Source organism: Cytobacillus sp. FSL R5-0569, from assembly GCF_038007265.1.
Taxonomy (GTDB): domain Bacteria; phylum Bacillota; class Bacilli; order Bacillales; family Cytobacillaceae; genus Cytobacillus; species Cytobacillus kochii.
Genome location: NZ_JBBOWW010000001.1, coordinates 2322297 through 2347634 on the forward strand (window position 1 = coordinate 2322297; position 25338 = coordinate 2347634).

The window sequence follows — 25338 nt, forward strand, 5'->3', positions numbered from 1 at the left end:
CACTATAAAATAAATTGACAACTAAGATGTCATATTTATTTACAATATTTTTTATTTTGCAATAATTAATGAGCTGGTCTCAGCAATTCTGTGATTGTTGATATATCTTCCAATTCTTCTAAAGAAAGAATTTTTTCTATAAGATCCTTTGCACGCTGACAGCTAAGAACCTTTCCTAAAGTTCTTTCGCTTTTTTCTATTACTTTTTGTTCAAGTCCTACCTCATGAGCATCTCCGCTAGCTCCACTAACAGTCATCGTAAATTGCTGTTGATTTACCATTTTAAGTACAACACGTGAATCGCGTTGGTCAGGAAGCAATTTTGTCATATTAACATCCTCATGAACAAATACTTTCTTAGTAAAATTGAGCCTCTCTTCGTTCTGACTTTCCGTTGGATAAAATAAGCTTGCCACAGCATAAGGTATAGAAAATTTGCCTGCATATGGATTTTTCACATTTTGATTATTTAGCCTAGCTGCCATTGAATAGGTAAAGATATCTACTCTCTCCACATCTTTAGGGAGGATTGTTTCCATTTTTAATAGTTTAATTACTCCATCCATAGGAGAGTGGCAAAAACGACAAAAGTCATAAAATTTGAAATAAGTTTTCAGCAAGTAGTATTCAACGCCAAGATTTTCTATTAATTTTTCGCTTTGAAAACGCTTTCCTAATATTCCATCACCATAAATTTGCTTCATAGCGTTAGGACTGCTCGAAAAACCAGCTGTAATAAGATGGTCAATTAAAAATGAATGCATATTGTTCAAACCAATGTATACATCCCGTAACCGATGACCTTCTAACACAGGCTGCCATAAAGATACATTAGGCAATGAGCTACTTAAATAAAATCCTCGCTCGTAATCACTTGCATGATAGTTTTTCAGTTTACCTAAAGCAAATATAGCCCCAATTACTCCCCAATTTCCATGGGGATGTATGTCGTCGCGCAAGGTAATAGCTGCCCCTGCTCTAGTTGCAATCTCATAGGCGAGTATAAAGCTTTCTAAAAAACTTCTTCCATTGCAGTGACTCGTTTCAGCATAGGCCAATAAAGAAGGAAAGAAGTGACAACTTGGATGCCCTTTTGCTATCGGATTACCTTCATCCATCTCCTCACTCACCATTGCAATCCCATTAATAAAGGCTGCCATCTGAGGATTAATAGAAGCTTGTCTGCCTACAATAGTTGCGTAGCCTTTATTGGTTTCATTCTGACTGATATCCTCTTGTAGCTTGAGCATATGTGAAGACTGATTTCCATGGATAATGGCAGTTATTGAATCAAGAATGATTAATTTCGCTCTCCGTTTTACTTCTTCTGATGCATTATGAAGTTGAAATTTGATTGCGTACTCACTTAAAACTTGTTGATATTCCATTCAGACACCTTCTGTTGTTCCATATTATGAAACATGTTCTATTTTTTATAAATTCTATCACTATTTAAATTTTTAAGTCAATGAATTTCATTAAAAAGTTTTGAATTAATTTTAAATTTTAATAAATCTGATAATTGTATTGACTTCTCCTAATACTTCCCTTACGATGTTTGTATGTTCGTATCGTGAACATGATGTTCATAATATGTAATAAGGGGATTAAAATTTGAAAACAAATGAAACTGAAACGGTTCAATCTGTTGAAAGAGCGATTGAACTATTATATTGCTTCACAACACGAACACCGGAGCTTTCACTCAATGATATCGTCAAACGCACAGGGCTGAATCGGACAACCGTCTTTCGATTACTCTCTTCTTTGATGAAAAAAGAACTGATTAATAAAAATGCAGCTATGAATACTTACCGACTTGGTCTACCTTTTATACATTTCGCCCAGATTGTTACTGAAAATCTAGATTTAAGAAAAACGGCCCTGCCTATCATGAATGAGCTTAATGAGATTACGAAAGAAACAATAAGTTTGAATATCATACAAGGAGCTTCGAGAATATGTATTGAGAAATTAGAGGGAAAGGAAGATATTCGACAGTTTATCAACTTAGGCATTCCTTACCCTCTTTATAAAGGGGCTTCAGGTAAACTGCTGCTTGCCTTTTCTAAAGACGAACTAATTGAAGAAGTTATTGAAGGATCCGGATTGACGAAGAATGAAACAGCAGAATTAAAAAAAGACCTCTTACTTTTCCAGGAGCAGGGATTTGCCTTCAGCATGGATGAACGAATTATCGGAGCATTTGCGATTTCCACCCCAATTTTAAATAGCCAGCAGCAGCTAATTGGCGGACTCTCTATCTCAGGGCTATCAGCAAGGCTAGATAATAATAAACAGTTATTTATAAAAGCAGCCATACAGTCAGCAGAAAAATTATCAGCTATGATGGGTTATCAAAAATTAGGAGGATGATTCATTATGGGACAAACCATTATTGAAAAAATCGTATCAGCACATGCAAATAAACAAGTTAAGCAAAATGAAATTGCAATTGTCAATGTCGATGGTGTGATGGCTACCGACACAACTGCCCCTCTTACAATTAAGGCCTTTCAGGATATGGGTGGATGGAAGGTATGGGATGCAAAAAAGGTTTTCCTTATTATTGACCATGCTGCACCAGCGCCTAACGAAAAAATCGCTAATCTTCATACATTCATGAGAGAATTTGCGAAAGCTCAGAATATAAAGCTTTACGATATCGGTGAAGGCATATGCCATCAGCTGATGGTAGAAAATCATCATGTGAAGCCAGGTCAATTGTTTTTAGGAGCGGACTCCCATACTTGTACATATGGTGCATTGGGTGCCTTTGCTACAGGTGTGGGTTCAACCGATTTGGCAGGAGTCATGTTGACAGGGCAAACTTGGCTAAAAGTACCTGCTTCATTCAAAATCACTTTGAATGGAAAGCTGCAACGAGGTGTGTCTGCTAAAGACTTAATTTTATACATCGTCGGTCAGCTAGGAATTGAAGGTGCAACCTATAAAGCAATCGAATTCACAGGCCCTGCAGTCGAATTACTTTCACTTGATGACCGGATGACTCTTTCCAATATGGCCATTGAAATGGGAGCTAAAGCTTGTTTTGTTGATACTACAGGATTAGAGCTTCCATACGATTTTGATCATATATATGGTGATGAAGATGCAGCGTATGAAAAAGAGTTTTTATTTAATGTCAGCCAAATTAATCCTGAAATTGCCATCCCTCATTCTCCAGACAATGTAAGAGATATTGCTGAAGCCATTAACACACCTATCCAAATGGCTTTTATCGGAAGTTGCACAAATGGCAGATTGCAAGATTTACATGCGGCAGCAGAAATTTTAAAAGGGAGGCGTATTCATCCAGATGTTCGTCTAATCATTGCTCCCGCATCACAAAAGGTATTACTAGATGCACTAAAGGATGGGACTGTTGAGATCTTAACTGCAGCAGGTGCTTCCTTCATATCTTCAGGCTGCGGGCCATGTGTTGGGACGCACCAAGGGGTACCAGGGAACGGAGAAAACGTTATTTCGGCGACAAATCGTAACTTCCAAGGAAGAATGGGAAATCGTCACTCCAATGTATACTTAGCATCTCCAGCAACTGTTGCAGCCTCCGCCTTGAATGGAAAAATCACTGACCCTACAACACTAAAGGAGGCATTTTTATGATTATTAAAGGTCAAACGCATGTATATGGAGATAATATCGATACTGACCGGATTATACCCGGAAAATACACTAAAACACTAAATCTACAAGACTTAGCCGATCATGTCCTTGAAGATTTAGATCCTGAGTTTCGCACAAGAGTAAAACAAGGGGACATCATCGTGGGAGGAAGCAACTTCGGCTGTGGCTCATCAAGAGAACAGGCCCCTCTTGCGTTAAAAAAAGCAGGGATCTCTGCCGTTGTTGCGCAATCCTTTGCGCGCATTTTCTTCCGCAACGCAATCAACATTGGCTTGCCTGTTATTGAAGTGAAGGATCACTCTATCAATATGAATGATGAAGTAGAAGTAGATTTAAAGAATGGAAAAGTGACAAACTTATCAAAAAATGAAGTATATGAGGGGACACAAATCCCTGAGGTAATGGTAAAGATACTAAATGAAGGTGGATTAGTTCCTTATTTGAAAGAACATAAAACTTATTCTTGATCCCATTTTGGCGCTTTTTATTGACAATTATGAAAGAGATGAAAGACATAGATATAATCATGCCTTCTTCGGTTCGCTTATAAGGCAGCTTGCATGTACCACTGGGATTCTTGATTTACAGTGGTACACTTGCTCGAATCGTAGGGCATTTTTGCAAAACATTGTTTTTTTTTAATCAAAATACATGTTAAAACTGAAATTAGGGAAAATAGCCAACTATTTCCTGGCTTACATATGTACAATTAATGAACAAAAAACTCTCCTTTGTAGAAGCAAAATCGACGCCTTCCGATTCCATACCTAGCACCTATCACATTGCCACTTCTTTTTGATTCATCCCTCCCTAGTGGTTTTTTGCTAAATCTCATTAATTATAATATTTTATTATATTTACTAATAATATTTTTGAAATCTAATTCTTTCATTTATCTGAATAATATCCCTTTATACCAAGAGATATTTTATAAGAAACGAATGAGTAAATACCTATTAAAAAAAAGATAATTTCGTCTGAGGGCGATTCTCAAGCATCCTAATTACTGGAAATATATAATTTTATTTTCATAGATTTCTATGATAATATATAAGTAAAGATAATTACGCATTATCTTTACTATACATAATAAAATTATGGTTAATTAAAAAGGAGTTTCTTCTTGTGGATGAATTAATTTTATTACATACCATTTCAAATGAAGATTATTTACGTCAAATACAAAATCGTTTAGCATATAGTAATTTATTAGATTCCAATCGAAATCTCAGCTTAAAAAATGCCAGTGATCAAGAATTACTTGAAATGTTTTTTGTCGTAAAGATTTTTACAAGTAATAAAGAGTTATCTCCCCATACTTTAAAAGCTTATCGTACAGATGCAAAAACATTATTAATTTTTATGAATGATCATCAGCTTGGATTTAGAGATATCGGTTTTCCAGAAGTGAAAGCCTATAATCATTATATTAATGAAAAATATGCACCAAAATCGGCAATTAGAAAACTAGAATTTTTTCGGAGAATATTAGACTTTGGCTATGAGACACAATTTTATGCCGCACATTTATCTACGTGGGTTTCGAAACCTTCTAGTAAAAAAGGACATTTTGCACAACCAGATAGCGTTCAAGTACGAGAATTAACACCTCAAGATGCTGAACATTTGATAGCCTGCTTTCCCCAAGTTGTAAAAGCGAAGAAAAATCGGAAGGCCTTGCAAAATCGCAACTTATTAATTGGATATTTACTTTATACAACAGGTATGCGTGCTAGTGAGTTATTAAGCTTGAACTGGGGAAGTTTTCGTATTAACCGTAGAGGAGCACTTTATGCTGATGTGTTAGGAAAAGGAAAAAAGCATCGTTCCATACCCATTCGAGAAGAAGTAAAAGAAGTTCTCTTTACTTATCGAGAAAGTATTTGTGCACCGATAGAATGGGATAGCAATGATACAACGCCTCTCTTCTTCTCTCTCTACAATAAAAATGATATTGAGACAGATCCAAAGCGCTTGTCCTATCCTGCCTTATATAAAATTGTAAAAGAAGCCGTTACCTTAGCAGGAAAACAATCAAATATCTCCCCGCATTGGTTCAGACATACATTTGTTACGATGTTGCTCGAAAACGATGTTCCGCTTGCCGTTGTCAAAGATTGGGCTGGACATGCAGATATATCGACTACCAATATCTACTTGGAAAGGATTAATCAAGATGATTCATTTAAACATTTACAAAAAGTTTCTATATTTCAATAATACCCTATAAAGTTTGTTTTGCATGCCATCCCTCTTGAATGTTTGAGGCAATGGCTTCGGACTATTCGCCTGCTTATCTTTAAATAAAAGAATGTAAGCTTTTTCTCTATCACCCTGCTTCGTTTGTCGATTGCTACCTTCAGATTTCATGTCAGTCCGTACCCCTTTAGTTAAGCTCATTACAACTTTTGCCTTCGTTTATGCGGTTGTACTCAATAAAGGGGCCGGGTAATCACTAAATGAGCTGACCTTAAAAGCGAACAATAACAAATGATGATCTTAAGAACATCATTTGCAAAAAAATTCCTTTCCATTGTGCTACAGACACTCGCTTTCCGCGGGAAGGGGCTGAGCTTCCTCGGCATTGCCTGCGGGGTCTCAGCTTTCCCATTTCACTATTTACATCATATAAGGAGATCATTACAAAAAATCCGAATGATTAGATGTTAGATACGCCTAATCACTCGGATCAATCCTTAGCTAGAATACTTATGTCCCCAACCTCTATTGTAAATATAATGATGTCTAACAATAGGATGAAAATAAGCGCTACTACATGCGGAGATAGGCTGTTTGATTTTGAGTAATCGCTATCTTCTCCAACCTCCGTTTATTGAGTCTCTTCCTATTTAATATATTGTGTTTTGGATAATGCTTGATTCATATAAGCAAGTTCACTGGCTAAGTTTTTCACTCTTAATAAGACATCTTTATCAATTAATTCGTTCTTATGATTGAAATGATCAATATGTGCGTACACATAGCTTGGAGATACATATGCACGAAAATAGCCTGCAATCGGTTTTAATTGATTTTCTATTACGAGATAATGCTGATACGTTCCCCCTGTCGCAATAAAACCCATGACTTTGTTACGAAATACATCTGGCGGAACTAAATCAAACAAATTTTTAAGCACGCCTGTTATAGATCCTTGAAAAATAGGCGATCCGATAACATAAAAATCAGCGGAAGTGATGGTTTCAATCACTTTTTTTGTATCATCATTGTAATCAGAAGGATGTCTTCCATCACAAAATTGAAGGTCAAAATTCTTTAAGTCTAGTAATTCTACTTCTATTTCAGGGTGAATTGATTTTAATTCATCTAAAACTTTATTTACTACAACTAACGTTTTCGAGCCTGTTATTGTTCCAGAAATACCCAATAATCGCATCCTTAATCTCCCCTTTATTTAGCATTGTTAATATAAGATTAAGTTGCAATATTTATGCCAACTTAAAACGTAGTGATTAGATGACACAGCTTATTTTATATGTATCATATTCGAACCTATATGATGAATTCTGCAACAATGAGGAGCGTTAAGATTAGACGATGATTATATTCAAATTAATTCTTCTTCATTTAACTTCCGCCATAATGTACTTCTGCTGATTCCTAGTAATTTTGCCGCCTCACTTTTGTTCCCATTTGTTTTATTTAGAACATCTTTGATTGTACTCATCTCTGCCTTTTTTATTAGATCTTGAGATGATGTGTTTTCCTCATAAAGGTCAGCATTTAATTGAGAAAAGTCATTATCCTCTAATGTTTCAATTAAATAATTCATTAACTCTTTTCTAGTCAACTTTATTGGTGATTCTAAGTAGGCAAATAATCGTTCAAGATTGTTTTCCAATTCCCTAATATTTCCCTGCCACTGGTACTCTGCTAATAGTTCTGTCATTTCATAGATGTGCTCATTTATCGTATGTAAAAAATGAGGATACCTCTTGGCGGTATAAGATAAAACCAAATCTTCCAAATCTTCTTTACGTTGATTTAATGTCGGTAAAATAAGATTTAATACACTAATACGATAAAATAGATCTAAACGAAACTCACCTTTCCTCACTTTTTTAAGTAAGTTCACATTTGTAGCAGCAATAATTCTCACGTCTATTGGTATAATTGAAGCACTTCCCACACGTCTAACGACTTTTTCTTGAAGAATTCTTAATAATTTTGACTGCATGCTTAATGGGATTTCTCCTAATTCATCTAAAAATACAGTACCTTTATGAGCAAGTTCGAATAAACCTGCTTTACCTCCTTTTTTTGCACCTGTAAAAGCACCTTCTGTATAACCAAAAAACTCTGATTCAATTAAGTTTTCTGGGATTGCTGCACAATTGATTGCAATAAAAGGTTCAGATGAGCGAGAGCTTTCATTATGTATACTTTGTGCGAAAAGCTCTTTCCCAGTTCCTGATTCTCCAATGATTAAAACATTTGCATCGGTTTTTGCAAACTTTCTGGCCTTTATTTTTGTCTTTTGAATAGCTGTACTCTTACCGACAATATCATGAAAGTCGTAAATGGCACGATTGGATTGATCATATAACTTTTTTCTTATTTTCTTTTCATGCTTTTGTATCTCGTCCGTGTCCGAAATAATGATAACCGTTCCGTCAAAAATATCTTTAACATAGATTGGGAAGGAGTTTAAAAATAAAGTTTTGTTTTTATAATCAAGTAATTTCCCCTTGATAGGAACATTTTGTTTTGAGCTTTTAGAAATAAAACCAAATTCCCCAATTTCATTGATTGAAATCCCTTTCAAATCTCGATATTTTTGTAGATCTAACAATTCGATTGCTTTTTGATTGATTTGAAGGATTCTGTTTGTTACGTTTAAACTAATGACGCCTTCATTAAAATGTTCTAATATATATTCTTGGCGTTTTAAATTACTTTGCTCTTCAAACCTCCCAGTTAACACATTAAATGCAATATCGACTGCCTGTTTTACACTTTCTCTTCCATACCAAATGAACCCGCTTAATCCTTTTTTTATAGCTTTAGAAACAATTAAGCCAGAACCTATGACACTGTTTTGTTTGTTCGCAACAAGCTCATCTATTAAATCATCAATGGACTCTACATTTGGATAAGAGTATTGGTTAATTTTTATATTCAATAAATTTTCTAAATCCGATAAATCTTCCTTAAAAAACTTTTCTTTATAATTAATAATATTAATTTCATTTCCAAGTCGTACGGCTTGATTTAATGCTTTTAGAAATTCATTCGTTTGTACGCGAAATGGAATCAAATGTCCTCTAACATGACGCCTCTTAAACTCTTCATAAATGGTAGCACCACAAATTAATACATCATCATTTTGTATATAGGTAGGGTTTTTCAAAATATCTTTTGCTTCTAATTTTTGTACTACTAATTCTTGAAAACTTTGTTTCCTAATTGAGATTTCTTCTTCGACAAACACATCCAAAGGTGAAAAACCGGTTACAAATAACTTCATCCTCATCCCCCCCTTATCTAACAATATTAATGAAACATTTGGGTATGTTGATTTTCAATTAATTTAACCATGTTTTCACATTTTCATAGAGCATCGTATGGATTTGTTCTTCACTTACCCCATCAGCTATCAACATAGGAACCACTTTATCTAATAAAAATGTCATTGACCAATCGGGGTATACTTCCTTTTTTAAACTTTCAGGTTTATATCTATCTGTCGTACAACAATAATCTTGTGATAAAAACATTCTATTAGTGTATCCTTTTTGAATAAGCGCGTTTATTGTCGCATTTCGTCTTTCTGTTGATAAAGTAGAGGTAAGACCATAGCGGTCCATTCCGATATAAACCCCTTTATCTAACAATCTTTCGAGATAACCCAGTTGGTCAGTGTCCCCACAATGACCGATTAGGACTTTATTCAATTGAACGCCTTCCTCTTCAAAAATTTCAATTTGAGTGAGGCCATTTTCTTTGGAGGGTACTGAATGAGTCATGATAGGTACTCCTGTGCGGAGGTGTGCCCGAGCGACTGCTCTTAAAACTTTTTCTACTTGAGGAGTTAGACCAGGTACATCCGTTGCACATTTTAAAAAGCCTGCTTTGATCTCACTATTTTGAACGCCTACTTCAATATCCCTTACAAATTGTTCTACCATAAAGTCGATGTCATTGAACATAAAGCGTGTCGGTAAATAATGAAATGTAAAGATACCTGTAGCAGCAATGATATTTACTCCTGATGCCCTAGAAACCCTTTGCATAAATCTGACGTCACGATCTAGTCCCATTACACTTGGATCAAAAATAGTCTGTACCCCTTGTTTCTTAACACCAAGCACTTGTTCTAAAGCTAATCGATATTCTTCATCGTGATTGTATAAATGGGGGAATTGAACAGCGACTTCTTCTGCTCTTGTCCTTAAATGTTCATGGATAAGTGTTTTACCTAGTTTGTTGACTTCAATTGGCCCGGTAACCGAATGAATTACTTTCATATATTCAACCTCCATTCATTTTTTCAATTATTTCATAAATTGATAATTTTGAATATAAAAGAAGGGAGAAGATATGTAGTAAACGTTTTCATTTTCACCTTCTCCTTTGTAGAAGCAAGTTGGATATTCTTATTAAGCAAATTGAATCACCTTACGTAATTCGGTAGAAATAGGACGATTTCAGGGAAAATATATAACAATATTATTAATGATAGGATTGGAATCATGAATAATAGTGCGCCTTTAAAAATGGATTGAAGGTCAAGGTCGTCCACAACGCCCTTCAACACAAAACAATTCATTCCAACTGGTGGTGAAATTAAGGCCATCTCTACTAGAAGAACAATAATTACGCCAAACCAAATCAAATCAAATTCAAGCGCTTGAATGATTGGCATGATTATCGGGATGGTTACGACAATCATTGCCATTGTATCCATAATAGCTCCTAAAATTAAATACATAAGCACAATGAGTAAAAAAATCATTGTTGGTGATAATTCTTTACTAAATAAAAAGTCTGCTAATAGATTAGGTACTCTCGTAATCGTTAAAATAAAGTTTAAGAGAAATGCCCCCATCACAATAGCGAAAATAAAACCAGTCGTTTTTACTGTACTAAAAATTGCTTCACGAAATAGAGCGAATGTCAGTTTTTTTCGTAATAAGGCCACAAGTAAAGCACCTAATGCCCCAAACCCAGCTGCTTCTGTAGCGGTGAAAAATCCGATATATATTCCACCCATAACTAGTATAAATAGTAAAATAATCCATATATTCGTTTTTAAAGATTTAACTTTTTCACTCCAAGGTATATTGTTCTCATAAATCCCCGACACTAAATTAGGCTTTATCAATATACTAATCCATATCGTTAGCATAAAAAAAAGCGTTAATAAAATCCCAGGCACAATGCCTGCCATTAGTAACTTACCTATAGATTGCTCGGTCATCATGCCATAAAGAATGAACATGGTACTTGGCGGTATAAGGATACCTAATGTTCCTCCTGCGACAATCGATCCACCTGTTAAGCTTTTTGCATAGCCCGCTTTGAGCATTTCTTTTGATGCGACGACTCCAATGGTACCTGTTGTTGCTAAACTCGAACCTGAGGAAGCAGCAAACATAGCCGATGCCCCAATGGTTGCTATACCTAAGCCTCCTTTAAGCTTGCCGAACCAATTCTTGAATGCGGTGAATAATTCGTCACTAAATCCAGCAACATATAAAAATTGTCCCATTAATACAAATAGAGGAATGGTACTTAATGTATAGCTATAACTATGGTGCCAAATGATGCTTTCAATAGCAGTAAACAATGCATTTTCACTTTTTAAGACTAAAATACCTATACAGGCAGGCACCGCCATTGCTACTACAATCGGTATTCTTAAAAACATTAAAATAAACACAAAAACTAAAACAAGCACACCTATAGCAGATACATCCAAACGAATCCCCTCCCTACTTTCCTTGTGTGAGCAACTTAATGTGACCAACTATCTGCTTGATTGATTCAAATCCCCAGCCGATGAAACCAAATATTAATAGGGCTTTAAAGTAGAAAAAAGGTATCCTGAGAATGATAGAGGCTTCGGCGAAATCAAATTTGATGAAAAAAACATAAGCAACTAAAAAAGCAAAAATCGTAATTAATATAGAAGAAATTAAATCAATCACATATTGAACTTTTATTGGGAAATGATCTGCTAGAATCCCTACCGAAATATGAGCTCTATGATATTCAGTATATGATAGGGCACCGACAATCAATGTAACCATTGTTAATTGGACAAGCTCAACATCACCGACAATCGGACTACCTAATCCTCTTGATATAGCTGAAAAGGCGACAATTATCATCATTACTATCAATGAGAGGAATGCCAACCATTTATTGATTTGATTACATTTGGTAATTATTTTCGCCCACATCTTGAACCCTCCAATCACAATTGATCATTACTATTAAAATATGTCGGGGCTCACTTGGTAGCCCCTTTTCACTATTCTGGAATGTTAATCCCTTTTTCTTCAAGTAGACTTGTAAAGTACGCCATCATTTCTTCGCCAGGATAGCCTCTCTTATTTGCAATTTCTACCCACTGATCCATGACAATTTTTGCAGGTTTTCTGAACATAGCTAGTTCTTCTTCAGTAGGAACGATCACTTTCCCTCCATCTTCTTTTACATTCATTTCAAAAGTCTCTATCGCTTTGTCGGCACTTTGTGTGTAAAGGTCTGTGATCAAACTAGCGTATGCAGGGCCAAATTTTTCATAAAACATCTCTTTTATCTCTTCAGGTAAGCTTTCTAAAAAGTCTTGATTCATCATAAACATTTGTGTCGCCACACCAATATCTACTTTCGTCATATAAGGGCTCACTTCTTCTAATTTGAATCCATTTGCACCGACTGCAGTGTAAGCAACGGAATCGACTATGCCTTTTTCAACAGATTCATATAATTCTGTATTATTCAAAGATACTGGTATGGCGTCTAACTCTTTGAATAACTCGATTCTTTCAAGAACGGAATCGGCTATCTTCAGTTTCTTCAAATCCTTCATCGTACGAATTGGTTGAGTACTATATAATTGATAAGCGTCAGTGGAAGAAATTGACATAAATTGCCCTTCTTTAAAATTATCTTTCATATATTTATCTTTGAATTGAGTAAGGACAGATTCTGCGATTGCGGGGTCATCAATTAGAAAAGGCAAATCACCAATAGTTAACGGGAAAAGGTCTGTATCTATATGTCTACCTGGTGATACAATTCCAGCTTCATAAAGGCCTGATTTTATATCTTCATAGGCAGAAGAAAGCTCTCCTAAAGCAGCACTAGGGAAAATATTAACTTGAACAATTCCATTCGTCTCTTCTTCAACCATTTCTGCCCACGGCTCTGCTACTTGTTTGGTAAAAGGATGTACAGGTCCGGCTGAAACATTTAAGTTTAATTGATATATTTTTTCGCCGGAAGCTGTTTTTTGAGAAGAACAAGCTGATAAAAACAAGAGTGAAATGAACAGTGTAACTATTAATGCCTTGTATCTCATAAAGGTCCCCCTTTTTAGTAAACGTTTTCATTACGAAGCATTATCGAATAGAATGTTCTGTCTGCGAAAAATATGGCATCACTTTTTCTGAGAACAACTTCATCGACTTTAACACTTGCTGTTGTGGTTGACCACCAATATTCATCCAAAGAATCATATTATTTAAACCTGTAATTCTCTTGTATTCTTGTATATCATGTATTACTTTTTCTGGTGATCCAACTAATGTATTCCCCGATTGTAAAAAGCGTTGGTAATCTATATTTCTTTCTCTATCAATCACACCAAATGTTGGTCGGTTATCCCTTTCACTCATATACCATTCAAGCCCTTTTCTATATTCCTCTTGTGCTTGTTCAGTCGTTTCTGCAACATAGCAGAAAAGTAACTTTCCAGATCGAGCAACCGCATTTTCAACATATTCAGGAGTTAAACCTGATTCAAGTGCAGACTTTTTATACAAAGCAATCTTGTGATTCGTATCTTCATTCGTTATTCCTCCTAGAACAAATGAATGCCCCTGTTTTGCTGCATTAATGATAGAAGAATCATTACCAGATACCATTACAAATATCGGTGGTCCTGAACGACGGACCGGTCTTGGATAAACAGGAATGTCTTTGATATCAAAGAATTTTCCTGCATAAGTAACCTTCTCATTTTTCAATGCGGTTGTAAGAATATCTAATGACTCTAAGTATTTTTCATGACGTTGATCAAAGTCAATATTATATGCTTCATATTCTAATGCATCGTAGCCTTTACCAACGCCTAAATACAATCTACCATTACTGATAATATCAACTAATGCCATATCTTCAGCTAATTGTAATGGGTGATGGAGAGGTAATCTAGAAACGGCAGAGCCTAGCATAATTGTATTCGTTTGTGCGGCTGCTGCTGCCAGATAAACAGATGTAGAACTAACAACACCGTAAGCACGAGCATTATGTTCAGCAATCCATGCTGAATGAAATCCTAATTGATCAGCAACCTTTATTTGTTCTAATCCATCACGTAACTCTTCTGCATCAGTTTTCCAAGGGGCAACCGAATTCAAGAAGAATAGTCCAAATGTCATTTCTTTTCCTAAAATAGGCATAATCCAACACTCCATTTCATTTGATTTTCAACTTTTGACTAAATATTACAAAAATTTAACTAGAGACTATTTATTGTATCTTTATAATCCCTTAAATCTAAGGACTTCTTTTTATATGTCTGAAAGCGCTTCTTCCAAAATGGGCAAGCTTATATGAAAAGTACTACTGCCTTGTGTACTGACAATTTTTAAAATTCCCATTATCTCTTCAAAGCTAGCTCCATACTTCAATGCATTTCTTATATGAATTCGAATCCCATTCTCGAATAAATGTGTTGTAGAGCTATCGATTGCAATATAAATAAATTCTTTTAGCTTTGCACTGATGATGTCTTTTTCCCAAGGGTTTGTTAAAACTTTAAGATAACTTTCAAAAAATGGTTCATCATTAACTAGAAGTATGTCACGAAAATGGTTCCAATAGCCCATTTTCTTTATAAACTGATCTTTTTGTTCCTTTTGCCTTTCGTTCAACTGTACAGGCATAGAATCGTTTGAGTACGCATTATATTCATCTACTAAAATGGGTACTCCTACTGCACAAGTATGCATGCCTAGCACACTAACGAGTTTAAGAACCTCGAAGATTTCCTCTTTTTTTGCCCCGTGATTGATTGCGTTTTTCATATGCATTTCTAGTTTGCTTTGGCAAAGGTTTGTCGGAGAAGCGTTTATTGCGATATGAATCAGCTCAATTGTTTTTGCATCAAAAATACTATTTGTATAAGGAGTACATAAGAAGTCTTTGTATATATGATAAAAGTCAGTATCGAAAGTCGATATATAATCCATTATCGAATCCCAATAACCCATTTCTTTTAGTTGATCTTTTGCGATGGTTTTTTTAGTATTGCCGTTAGTTTTCAACGATAAAACCTCCTTCCGTAGGACGAAGAGATGGATTGATCCGTCAAGCAAAACTGGTGACTTAACTTGTTCTACATGATCAATTTTTCTATCCCCTTTTATAGTCTGTTAACTATTTGGAGCTCCTGATACATAGATGATTTGTCCTGTAACGTAATCGGATTTTTCTGTTGCCAAAAATTCAATGACATTTGCCACATCTTCTGGTTGACCAATTCTTCTTATTGGATTCCGATTGAGTATTGCTCGCTTCATTTGATTGAAATTATCAATTCCCCTCTTATGTGCATCGGCTTCAGACACTTTACTCATCTGTGTTTCGATATAGCCGGGGGCAACCGCATTAACATGGATGCCGTGGGGACCAAGTTCAATGGCTAAAGATTTTGTCAGTCCTTGAATGCCTGCTTTTGCAGCAGCATAGTTGACTCTTCCTTGTGTACCTAGAGCTGCGACGGATGAAATTAATATTATCTTTCCTTGTTGCTGTCTCTTCATATAAGGTGTAACCGCTCTACAACAATTAAAGGAACCTTTTAAATTTACATCAATGACTGTATCCCACTCATGATCTAACATATCATCAATTAGATGATCTTTTAATATTCCAGCACAATTGATCAAAATATCAATGCGATTAAACTTTTTATATACACTCTTTACAGCTTCTTCAACCTCTCTTCTATTCCTAATATCTACTTTTATTTCCTCAATATCGTCTTGATAGCCTTGCCATTTTCCTTGTTGTAAATCAAAAACAACTACTTTTGCTTCCTCACTCAACAATTTCTTCACTGTTGCTTCGCCTATTCCCCCTGCACCGCCTGTAATAATAGCCACTTTCCCTCTGAACATCCTAATAGGCATCCATTCCTCCTTTTAAATTTCTTGTTCATTAAACCATTGAATGGTTGGCTTAAGGCCCAATTCATTTATTTTCTCTCTAATTGATTGAATCCCTTCAGTCGTATGGATAATTGCATCCTGTTCTGGACCAAACATTACACTCGTTCTAAATCCTTGAATGTCCATTACGCGATTATGTGCTTGCTTCTTTAACTTCAAAATATCAAGAGGTGTTTTGGCAATTCTTTTAGCAATTTCTAATGTTTTATCTTCTAATTCAGCTTCTTTAAAACAACGAGCGGCAAATCCATACTCTGTTGCTTCAATACCTGTTATTCTACTTCCAGCTGTTAAGTCTAGTAATTTTGCTCGTTGATGCCCAATATGCCACCCCCAATAAATCCCGACAAATCCTCCTCCAAGAGGCAGAGAGGGAAAGCCAAATTGTGCATTCTCCGCTGTGATGACAAAGTCACATGAAGCTAATAGCTGTGTACCCCCTGCCAATGCATAACCATGCACTTGAGCAATGATTGGTTTGGGAAAGGCCCATATTCTTAACCATCTTTTCGTAAATTCCTCTAATTTATCTCGATCTTCAGTGACAGTCGGATGGCTGTACTTACCAACATCGTAGCCTACACTAAAGGCTCTCCCACTTCCTTTTATAATGACTACACTAATAGAATCATCTTGTTCAATTTCGTTTAGCGCTTGATCAAGTTCTGTTAACAGCTGGTTATTTAAAGCATTTAATTTTTCTGGGCGATTCAATATGATATAGGCTATTCTTCCTTTTTTTTCTTGTAATACTGATAATTCTGACATCTGATGACCTCCCATATATATTTTTTTAAAACCCACCACCACTAACATCCAATGTTACACCTGTAATATAAGATGCATCGTCTGAGCTTAAGAATGTAACAGCAGCAGCTTGCTCATGAGGTGCGGATGGTCTGCCGATTGGAACATTTCTTAATGTAGATCCAACATCTCGGTTCTTCCATATTTTCTGCATTCTCTCACCACTAACACAATAGCCTGGAGCAATTGCATTAATCCTAAATCCTGATGGGGAAAACTCTTTTGACATATGCTTAGTTAATCCTATAACAGCCGCCTTTGCTGCACTATAATGTGGCCTCATCGAATTATTTGGGTTGATTCCTGCTTGTGAAGCCATATTGACAATTGTTCCTTGTGTCCCTTTTTCAACATGATTTCTAATAAACGATTGAGATACGAGGAAAATACTTTTTGTATTTAAATCAAATACACGATTCCACATGTCTTCTGTTAGTTCCAATAGATGAATGGGGTGTTCCATACAACCTCCACCCGCATTATTTATTAAAATATCGATAGTACCTAGTTGTTTCCAACAATCTTTGATGACATTGTTCACTTGATTACTCGATGTGACGTCACAAATCTTCGGTAGGCAAGAACCAGGAACTTGATGATTGATTTCATTACAAGTGACATGTAAAGATTGTTCGTCTATATCTAATACAATCACGCGAGCTTCTTCTTGAACAAAACGCTCGACAATTGATCTGCCAATTCCTGAGCCTCCTCCAGTGACGAGCGCAATCTTGTTTTTTAGTTTCCCCATTTCAGCTCCCCCTTGTAATAATCCTTCTGTTTAATTAAAGTTCAAGTCACCTTTTAATAGGCTTCTAGCTATTGTTCGTCTATGGATTTCTGATGTACCATCAGGGATTCGCAGGATTCTGGCATAACGGTATCCTGCTTCAAGCTTTAATTCATTTGAAACGCCGACTCCTCCATGAACCTGGATGACTTTATCATATACACGCCCTAACATTTCCGTACAGTAAGCTTTTACCATCGAAATTTCTTTCACCGGTTGCTTTTTCGTGTTTTCAATTTTCCATGCGCAATGTAAAGCCATATTCCTAGCAGCATAGATATCCATGGCAGATTCTGCGATCATATTTTGAACAGTTTGGTGCTCACCTATTGTTTTTCCAAACGTTTTTCGCATATTTGCATAATCTATTGCCTGTTTCAATGCCCATTGAGCAGAACCGATACATTTCCCGCTCATCCCTAATCTGCCATTATTAATCCCGTGCATGGCCTTTGTAAAGCCTTGATCTAATTCTCCAATAATATTTTCTTCTGGAACTCTTAATTGATCGATGCTAATAATTCCAGCATCCCCTCCTAATTCCCCCATAACTGGAATGACTGAATCTACGTTGAAGCCTGTGCTATTTGTTTCAACAAAGAAACAAGTAATTCCACCTTTTCTCTTCGCATGTAATTCGGGATTTGTCACTGCAAATAACATACAGTAATCCGCATAAGGTGCATTCGTTATCCACTGCTTTGTTCCATTTATTACCCATTCATTGTTCACTTTAACAGCCTTTGTTTTAATCCCCCAAACATCAGAACCGGCATCTGGTTCAGTTAAGCCAAAGCATAATGTTTTCTCTCCCTTTCTTATCCCATCTAGATACTCATCTTTTAATTCTTGTTTCAACCCTCTCAGTACTGGTGTAATTCCATTGGTAAACGGAGAGGGAATCACTATAGGGTCGATTAGTTTTCGATTAGGATAGTTTTTTGCAATCGCTTCTTGCGTTAATAATGCCGTAATAGGTCCAAGCTCCTCTCCCCCTAGTTCTTTGTCCCCGAACATTGTATAAAAGCCAGCTTCTGCTGAAGCCACTCTTACTTCTTTTCTTAAGCTCTCAACCTTTGGATGACGCCTACCATTTTCTAGATAATAATTCCTTTCATTGTATAGTAATTCTGCGTTTTCTTCTTCTAAAGGAATGACCTTTTTATCAATAAATTGTTTTAAGCCGTTTATAATTTCTAAAGTTTCTTCTGGTACAGTAAAATTCATGCATAATCCTCCTTCTTATTTAACTTAATTTCATCAATGCGTCTGCAACCTTTACACCTTTCCTACCTTCAAACACCATAATAGGGTTTAGGTCAACTTCCTCTAAAACCCCTTCTTGCATACTGATTACAAAACTAAACCGTGAAATGAGATTACATAATGAGTCAACATCGTACTGAGTTTTTCCTCTAAACCCTTTTAAAATCAAGCTTGCTTTTAATTCCTCTACCATTTCTTTCGCAACTTTTGGCGATACCGGCGCTTTTCTCATTGAGACATCTTTAAAAACCTCTATAAAAATGCCGCCTAAACCGACAAGTATCATTTGGCCAAAAATAGGGTCTCTCTTTGCACCGACATACATTTCTATCGAATGATCGTTTATCATTTCCTGTATTAACACGCCATCAAATGCTGCCTCTTCTTCGTTTTGAATAATCGTTTTAATTTGATTGAAAACTTCTTTTACTTCTTGGTCACTGTTAATATTTAATTGCACTAGTCCCTTTTCAGTTTTATGTAATATTTGTGGTGACATGCCTTTTAACACTACTGGATACCCTATTGAATTTGCCGATTCCACCGCTTCTGTTGGAGATAGTGCCAATTGCTCTACTGTTATAGGAATCTTGTAATGACTTACTATTTGTTTGCTTTGAAATTCTGTTAACGCTTTTTTACTAGAGTATGAAATGAATTGATTGATTCGATCAAGCGGTATCCTCACACCCTCGTCAGCAGACATTTCTTCTAAATGGTTTTTAGATTTTCTCAATTCATTCATTGCGGAAAGAATCTTTACAGCTCTAGTTGGGTCTTCATTTAAGACCATTCCCGATTCATGGATTAATTTTTTTGCTTCGGGATTACATAATGTAACCATGACACAAGGAATATCAGGAAATTGTTGTTTCATATGCATCAGAGATGTAAGCTTTGTAGCTAATGAATCCGGTTTCAATCCTGAAAAGCCTAAGAACACTATTGCTGCATCATATTGCCCACTCTCTAAAACCGCTTTCATAAAATCTTCTAATAATGTCGGCATGTAAGAGACTTGTGCTGTAGTATCGAGGGGGTTTTTCACTCCAGCAATAGGAATAATTGATTTTAAATGTCTTTGAACTTCTTTAGGCGTTTCTGGTAAAGTGAGTCCGTTTTCTATTACTTGGTCGGAAAGCATAATGCCTACACCTCCAGAGACCGTAAAAATGGCTACGCGGTCCCCTTTCATCCGCGGTAATTGTGCGAATGCGTTTGCTACATCAATAAACTCATCGATCGTCTCGGCCCTGTAGACGCCGTACTGTTTAAAAATCGTGTCATATACCGAATCAGAGCCGACCATTGAACCGGTATGTGACATAGCCGCCTGCATACCTACATCTGACTTTCCTACTTTTAGTAAGACGATTGGCTTTTTCTTTTGCGCAGCTAACTTAAACATATTGATTAATTTTTTTCCATCTTTTGTTCCTTCAAGATAACAGGCAATCACACTTGTTTTATCATCATGTACCAAATACTCGATGCAATCTGCCACATCAATATCACTTTCATTTCCAGTGGCAACAAACTGACTAAAACCGATATGATGTTGTCTTGCTAAAGTAAAAACATGTGATCCAAATGCCCCACTTTGACTGACGAAACCAATTTTCCCTTCAGGTAATGGTTCTTCGTTTTCTAATATGGTGGAAAAGGTAGCATACATTCTTTTACTTGAATTAAATAACCCTAAACAATTCGGCCCTAATACTCTAATATGATGTTTTTTGGCAAGGGCAGTAATTTGATCTTGGTCTTTTTTGCCATCTTCCCCTAATTCTGAGAAGCCAGCACTAAAAATAACAACAGACTTCACATTCTTTTTGATACAAGCTAGAAATGTATGGAGAACTAATTTTTGTGGCAACGCAATAATTGCTAGATCAATCTCACTTGGAACATGCATAATGGTCTCATAACACTGCATGTCTTCGATCATTTCATAATTAGGATTAACTGGAAAAATGCTTCCTAAGAATCCATATTTCAATAAATAATCTAACGGTCTGCCACCAATTTTTTTTTTGTCAGGGGAACAGCCTATAATGGCAATACTTTCAGGCTCAAATAGAGATTTTAATTCATTCCGCATATAAGACTCCTTTCATGAAGTAATTATTAACCTTGTTGCAATTTGTGTGCCAAAAAATTTAGAATAATTAAAATAATGGAGATAACTATTCTTGTTATAGAGAATCTTAAGTGACGGAGGGTGAAATTCAAATATCAAAACGATGAATGTGTTTCAAAATAAAATACTCGCTTTTTAAAATGAAACAAATAAAAGATTTCATACTGTTATTTGGGAACATCATTTTCATGAATTTTATGAATGTTAGTCTTATTAAACGCATAGTTAGTTTTTTTAACTGAACAGGTTTGAATTACACTGGATAAATGGGGCGGCGGTTAGGTTGGATTCTTGTTTTTTTTAATTGAAAATCCCTCCTGCAAGCAGAGGGATCCTCAATCATAAACGCTATTGTTTCTTGCTTTTTAACACATAAGTTGCTCTCCCTGTTGCTAATAGCTTTCCATCTTCATCAAGTATATCTGCTACACCAACTACAAGGGTCCCTCCTTTATGAATAATTTTGCCTTCTGCTTTTATCACGCCTTTTGAAACTGGGCGGAAATAATTAATATTCATTTCAGCTGTCATAGCATTAAGATGATCTGTGAGAATGGTTCTAACAGCTGTCCCAATGACAGAATCGATTAAAACTGATATTACACCTCCATGAACAACTTGATTCGGTTGTAGTAATTTCTTACTTACCGGTAGAATAAGTGTCGCCTTACCATCATCAATTTCTTCCAACTTCACCCCGATTAGTTGACGAAAATGATTGTTTTTCATCCGGTGTATTTCTTTATCCCATAGCTCATTTTTCAACGAAACCTCCCCTTCCTCACATAGGTATCTAAACAATTATGTATCATGCAAATTATATGCCTATCTTAATAAGTAAAGATTTTCCCATATACATTTTTAACTATTAACTGATGAAAAGCTGGTTGCCTTCAATGGATTGTTTGAATAGAAATATGAAAAAGACAGCCTGGGCGAGCTGTCTTTTTCTCCGTTTGAGGTGAATCAGTTTTTCAGAAGGATTACTATACTATATGTACAAGCAGGGAATGTGGACAAGGACAATGGTCTATTTTTTAAAATTTGGGCTAAACTTAAATTTGATACTCTTTATTTAATTCCTTTAATTTTCGTGCAAGTGAGCTAATCTTTAAACCCTCTTCGTGACTTTGTGCCACTTCCTTCATTAAATGGTTTGAATCCATCACCATTTGCTCTGATTTTGCTAAAGTCTCTTGCGAAATCGCTAAAGCGTATTCTGTTTTGTCCTCCATTTGCGGTAGAATAGTCTGTAAACCAACCAATTGTCGTTTTGATTCATCTATAATGTTACAAACAGAAAGGACTTCTTTCATTAACAAATCGAATGCTGTTCGATTCTTATTCATGATCTCTTTATATTGTAAAAAATGGTTATTTGTTTCTTCAGATTCAAAGAGTGTTCTAGATGAGATGTCTTTCATTGAAATAATATTTTCTTTGACTAATTCAACAGCTTGTGCTGATTTTTCTGCCAAAGCACCGACTTCAGTTGCCACTACCGCAAAACCGCGCCCTGATTCCCCTGCCCGCGCTGCTTCTATGGAAGCATTTAAAGCTAGCAGCTTTGTTTGAGTTGAAATATCTTGTATAACTGAGGTCACCTTTTCAATAGAAGAAAAATAGTTATTCATTTGGGCAACAGTGTGAGTCATTTTTGAAAATGAAGTTGAAAAAGATTCAAATGTGGCGATGACTTTACTTATACTCTCTTCACCATCTACCGCTGTACATTCCATTGTATATGCTTTTTTCATCATACTATCCATACTATCAAATAATTTATTGGTTTTTTCTTTCATAGATTGAAACTTCTTAATACTCTCTTCAGAACTAATGGCAGTTTGCTCTGCTCCCTGTTTTACCACTTGAATACCGACTAATAATTCTTCATTTTCTAATTTTACTTTATGAGAAATATGATCAAGACTATTGCCTGATTGGGATAAATTGTCTGTAGCATCCATTATATTTGTTAATAACTTCCTCATATGAGCAATCATTGTTTGATAACTATTAATAAGTGAGACAATTTCAGGTGTTGTACTTTCCATTTTTATATCATTTATTAATTGTCCTTTACTAGCCTGTCTCATCATTATTGTTAACTTTGAAATAGGGTTGGTCAAATTTCTTACTAAAAGAATGACAATCACTCCAGTTACTAACAAACATAAAAGGACTGTTACACCAATAAACTGGCTCATTTCTGTTAATGTTTGTAGATACTGTGATTGAGGTATAGCAATAGTGTAGATTCCCTTTAATTCTTGAATGTTACGAAATGCTATCGTGTAGGTTTCCCCATTCATGTCACGCTCAATGATTCCATTTTGTTGTTGAGTAATAGTTTCAACAACGTTATCAGGAAAGTTAATTGGTCGATTTTCACTGACAGAAAAAGGGTCTGCTCCGTTTTGATTAATCAAAAAGAAATATGCACTGAATCCATCTTGGGCTAATTGTGATTCTTGTCTTCTGATCACTTGATTCAGTTTTGTTGTGTACTCATTCTCGTCATCTATGTATATGAGTAATAAATTTTGGGCAATTTCATAAATATAACTTGTTTCCTTATCAAGTCTTTGTTCCATAAAGCCAATAATAGTTTCTTTTGATTTACTAATAGAAATCATTGTCACTACCGTTGCTGAAAAAAGCAGAATAGTAATAACAATAATCAAGAGTCTTGCTTGTAAAGAAAGTTTTCCAACAATCCCTTTGATGGCGTCTAAAACATTTTCCATATATCTCTCCCCCTTGTTCTCATTATGAGGGTGAAATATAAAGAGAATGTAAATAATGAGTTATAATTGTTTTAATTCTTTATACCCATTACTAAAGTAGTGAGAATGATAAGTTGTGCACTCATTCTTAATACATTGAATAATGCAATTTCTGTCATTTTTTAATATTCATTTGACATCAGATGTCATACTACCTTATCATCAATACTATTGGAGAAAACTTTTTAAGGGGAGACATCATGGTAAATATTTTAATAGGAATTTTAGGTTTTTTTCTCGTTCTCGGCTTAGCATACCTTATTTCCAATGATAAAAAAAATATCAACTATAAAGCGATTGCTATTATGGTTGTCTTACAGATTATCATTACTTTATTCATGTTCCAAACAACCATTGGTTTAAAGTTAGTTGAATGGATTTCTAATGGCGTTACAACTGTTTTAAATTTTGGTTATGAAGGTATTGATTTTGTATTAGGTGGCTTGGTGCAAGAAGGACAAACAGTCTTCTTTATGAATGTACTTATGCTCATTATTTTTACTTCAGCATTATTATCCATTCTTACTTATATTAGAGTTTTACCTCTAGCTATAAAGTACATTGGTGGGTTTTTAGCGAAAATAACCGGTTTATCAACAGTAGTTACATTCAATAGTATTAACTCCATTTTCTTTGGCCAAAGTGAAGCATTGTTGGCGATTAAATCACATTTGGCAAAAATGAGTGATAACAAACTATTTATTATTAGTACATCAGCAATGGGGAGTGTATCAGCTAGTATTATGGGCTCTTACATGACAATGGTTCCTCCTCAGTATGTTTTAATAGCGATGATTTTGAATTCGCTTTCAGGCTTGATTATCGCGACAATGATAGCTCCGATCAAAAACAACGAAAAAGAAGAAATTGATGTAAAAGACGTAACGGGGTCAAAATCATTATTCGAAGCGATTTCTAACGGTGCACTTGATGGCGGTAAAGTAGCTTTAATCGTTGCAGCTATGCTTGTTGCCTATATTGCGTTAATGGCTTTACTTAATGCCATGTTTGATGGAATATTTGGTATGGATCTAACAACAATACTAGGTTATATATTTGCTCCTATTGCCTGGTTGATGGGTATACCATCAAATGAAATTATTACAGCAGGATCCATTATGGGAACAAAACTTGCTACAAACGAATTTGTTGCAATGTTACAATTCCAACCACTTATTGGAGAGCTTTCAGAGAAAACAGTTGCGATTATTTCAACATTCTTGATTTCTTTCGCTAACTTTAGTTCAATTGGTATTATTAGTGGTTCGATTCAAGCTATTAATGGTGAAAAAGCGGCAGTCGTTGCTAAATTTGGTTTGAAGATTCTATTAGCAGCAACCATGGCATCTACCTTAACATCCATTATGGTCGGTTTATTTAGTTAAACACGAAAAAAAGGCATAGCGATATATGCCTTTTTTTCGTGTTAAAATCATGAGTTTGTTCAACTGAACCTATACTTACTTTGATTAA

The 25338-nt window shown here is 35.5% G+C and carries 21 protein-coding genes; 5 read left to right on the top strand and 16 right to left on the bottom strand.

Features of this window, described 5'->3' with window-relative positions; genetic code table 11:
• Positions 1 to 65: 65 nt before the first annotated feature.
• Complete coding sequence (locus tag MKX78_RS12005) at positions 66 to 1388, bottom strand: MmgE/PrpD family protein (RefSeq protein ID WP_341051052.1); 1323 nt, start codon at positions 1386 to 1388, stop codon at positions 66 to 68.
• A 226-nt stretch (positions 1389 to 1614) separates the two neighbouring features.
• On the opposite strand from MKX78_RS12005, the gene MKX78_RS12010 reads away from it, so the two are divergent.
• The 4 genes from MKX78_RS12010 to MKX78_RS12025 all read left to right on the top strand — a co-directional run bounded on the left by MKX78_RS12010 (position 1615) and on the right by MKX78_RS12025 (position 5868).
• Positions 1615 to 2376, top strand: coding sequence for an IclR family transcriptional regulator (locus MKX78_RS12010; protein ID WP_307313937.1), 762 nt, complete (start codon positions 1615 to 1617; stop codon positions 2374 to 2376).
• Positions 2377 to 2382: 6 nt separating this feature from the next.
• On the top strand, positions 2383 to 3627 hold the full coding sequence (locus tag MKX78_RS12015) for a 3-isopropylmalate dehydratase large subunit (RefSeq protein WP_341051055.1): 1245 nt from the start codon (positions 2383 to 2385) through the stop codon (positions 3625 to 3627).
• Entirely contained in the window at positions 3624 to 4115 is a 492-nt protein-coding gene (locus MKX78_RS12020) for a 3-isopropylmalate dehydratase small subunit (RefSeq protein ID WP_251161622.1), read from the top strand. The genes MKX78_RS12015 and MKX78_RS12020 overlap by 4 nt, the downstream gene beginning before the upstream one ends.
• A gap of 658 nt (positions 4116 to 4773) precedes the next feature.
• The gene (locus MKX78_RS12025; RefSeq protein ID WP_341051058.1) at positions 4774 to 5868 is read left to right on the top strand and encodes a tyrosine-type recombinase/integrase; all 1095 of its coding nucleotides are present in this window, start codon (positions 4774 to 4776) and stop codon (positions 5866 to 5868) included.
• A 625-nt stretch (positions 5869 to 6493) separates the two neighbouring features.
• Here MKX78_RS12025 and MKX78_RS12030 read toward each other — a convergent pair.
• From MKX78_RS12030 to MKX78_RS12100, 15 genes are all read right to left on the bottom strand, one after another.
• A complete protein-coding gene (locus MKX78_RS12030; RefSeq protein ID WP_095373291.1) occupies positions 6494 to 7045 on the bottom strand; it encodes an NADPH-dependent FMN reductase in 552 nt (183 codons plus the stop codon).
• A gap of 171 nt (positions 7046 to 7216) precedes the next feature.
• Positions 7217 to 9136, bottom strand: coding sequence for a sigma 54-interacting transcriptional regulator (locus tag MKX78_RS12035; protein WP_341051062.1), 1920 nt, complete (start codon positions 9134 to 9136; stop codon positions 7217 to 7219).
• A gap of 58 nt (positions 9137 to 9194) precedes the next feature.
• Positions 9195 to 10136: a phosphotriesterase family protein gene (locus MKX78_RS12040; RefSeq protein WP_341051064.1), complete on the bottom strand. Its 942-nt coding sequence runs from the start codon at positions 10134 to 10136 to the stop codon at positions 9195 to 9197.
• 146 nt (positions 10137 to 10282) lie between these two features.
• The gene (locus tag MKX78_RS12045) at positions 10283 to 11590 is read right to left on the bottom strand and encodes a TRAP transporter large permease (RefSeq protein WP_341051066.1); all 1308 of its coding nucleotides are present in this window, start codon (positions 11588 to 11590) and stop codon (positions 10283 to 10285) included.
• Positions 11591 to 11603: 13 nt separating this feature from the next.
• Complete coding sequence (locus tag MKX78_RS12050; RefSeq protein ID WP_341051068.1) at positions 11604 to 12074, bottom strand: TRAP transporter small permease; 471 nt, start codon at positions 12072 to 12074, stop codon at positions 11604 to 11606.
• 71 nt (positions 12075 to 12145) lie between these two features.
• Entirely contained in the window at positions 12146 to 13201 is a 1056-nt protein-coding gene (locus MKX78_RS12055) for a TRAP transporter substrate-binding protein (protein WP_341051070.1), read from the bottom strand.
• 40 nt (positions 13202 to 13241) lie between these two features.
• The gene (locus tag MKX78_RS12060; protein ID WP_341051072.1) at positions 13242 to 14303 is read right to left on the bottom strand and encodes an LLM class flavin-dependent oxidoreductase; all 1062 of its coding nucleotides are present in this window, start codon (positions 14301 to 14303) and stop codon (positions 13242 to 13244) included.
• Between the two features lie 111 nt (positions 14304 to 14414).
• Positions 14415 to 15170 carry a carboxymuconolactone decarboxylase family protein gene (locus tag MKX78_RS12065; RefSeq protein WP_341051074.1) on the bottom strand — a complete coding sequence of 252 codons (756 nt, stop codon included), beginning with the start codon at positions 15168 to 15170 and terminating at the stop codon, positions 14415 to 14417.
• A 108-nt stretch (positions 15171 to 15278) separates the two neighbouring features.
• The gene (locus MKX78_RS12070) at positions 15279 to 16037 is read right to left on the bottom strand and encodes an SDR family NAD(P)-dependent oxidoreductase (protein ID WP_340974903.1); all 759 of its coding nucleotides are present in this window, start codon (positions 16035 to 16037) and stop codon (positions 15279 to 15281) included.
• A 12-nt stretch (positions 16038 to 16049) separates the two neighbouring features.
• On the bottom strand, positions 16050 to 16844 hold the full coding sequence (locus tag MKX78_RS12075; RefSeq protein ID WP_341051076.1) for an enoyl-CoA hydratase-related protein: 795 nt from the start codon (positions 16842 to 16844) through the stop codon (positions 16050 to 16052).
• Positions 16845 to 16869: 25 nt separating this feature from the next.
• Complete coding sequence (locus MKX78_RS12080; protein WP_095373281.1) at positions 16870 to 17634, bottom strand: SDR family NAD(P)-dependent oxidoreductase; 765 nt, start codon at positions 17632 to 17634, stop codon at positions 16870 to 16872.
• A gap of 30 nt (positions 17635 to 17664) precedes the next feature.
• Positions 17665 to 18900 (bottom strand): acyl-CoA dehydrogenase family protein, encoded by a 1236-nt coding sequence (locus MKX78_RS12085; protein WP_341051078.1) that lies wholly within the window; start codon positions 18898 to 18900, stop codon positions 17665 to 17667.
• Positions 18901 to 18919: 19 nt separating this feature from the next.
• Positions 18920 to 21040: an acetate--CoA ligase family protein gene (locus MKX78_RS12090; RefSeq protein WP_341051080.1), complete on the bottom strand. Its 2121-nt coding sequence runs from the start codon at positions 21038 to 21040 to the stop codon at positions 18920 to 18922.
• Positions 21041 to 21427: 387 nt separating this feature from the next.
• On the bottom strand, positions 21428 to 21844 hold the full coding sequence (locus MKX78_RS12095) for a PaaI family thioesterase (RefSeq protein ID WP_341051083.1): 417 nt from the start codon (positions 21842 to 21844) through the stop codon (positions 21428 to 21430).
• 290 nt (positions 21845 to 22134) lie between these two features.
• On the bottom strand, positions 22135 to 23826 hold the full coding sequence (locus MKX78_RS12100; RefSeq protein ID WP_341051085.1) for a methyl-accepting chemotaxis protein: 1692 nt from the start codon (positions 23824 to 23826) through the stop codon (positions 22135 to 22137).
• A 239-nt stretch (positions 23827 to 24065) separates the two neighbouring features.
• On the opposite strand from MKX78_RS12100, the gene MKX78_RS12105 reads away from it, so the two are divergent.
• On the top strand, positions 24066 to 25250 hold the full coding sequence (locus tag MKX78_RS12105; protein ID WP_224936456.1) for a NupC/NupG family nucleoside CNT transporter: 1185 nt from the start codon (positions 24066 to 24068) through the stop codon (positions 25248 to 25250).
• Positions 25251 to 25338 lie beyond the last annotated feature (88 nt).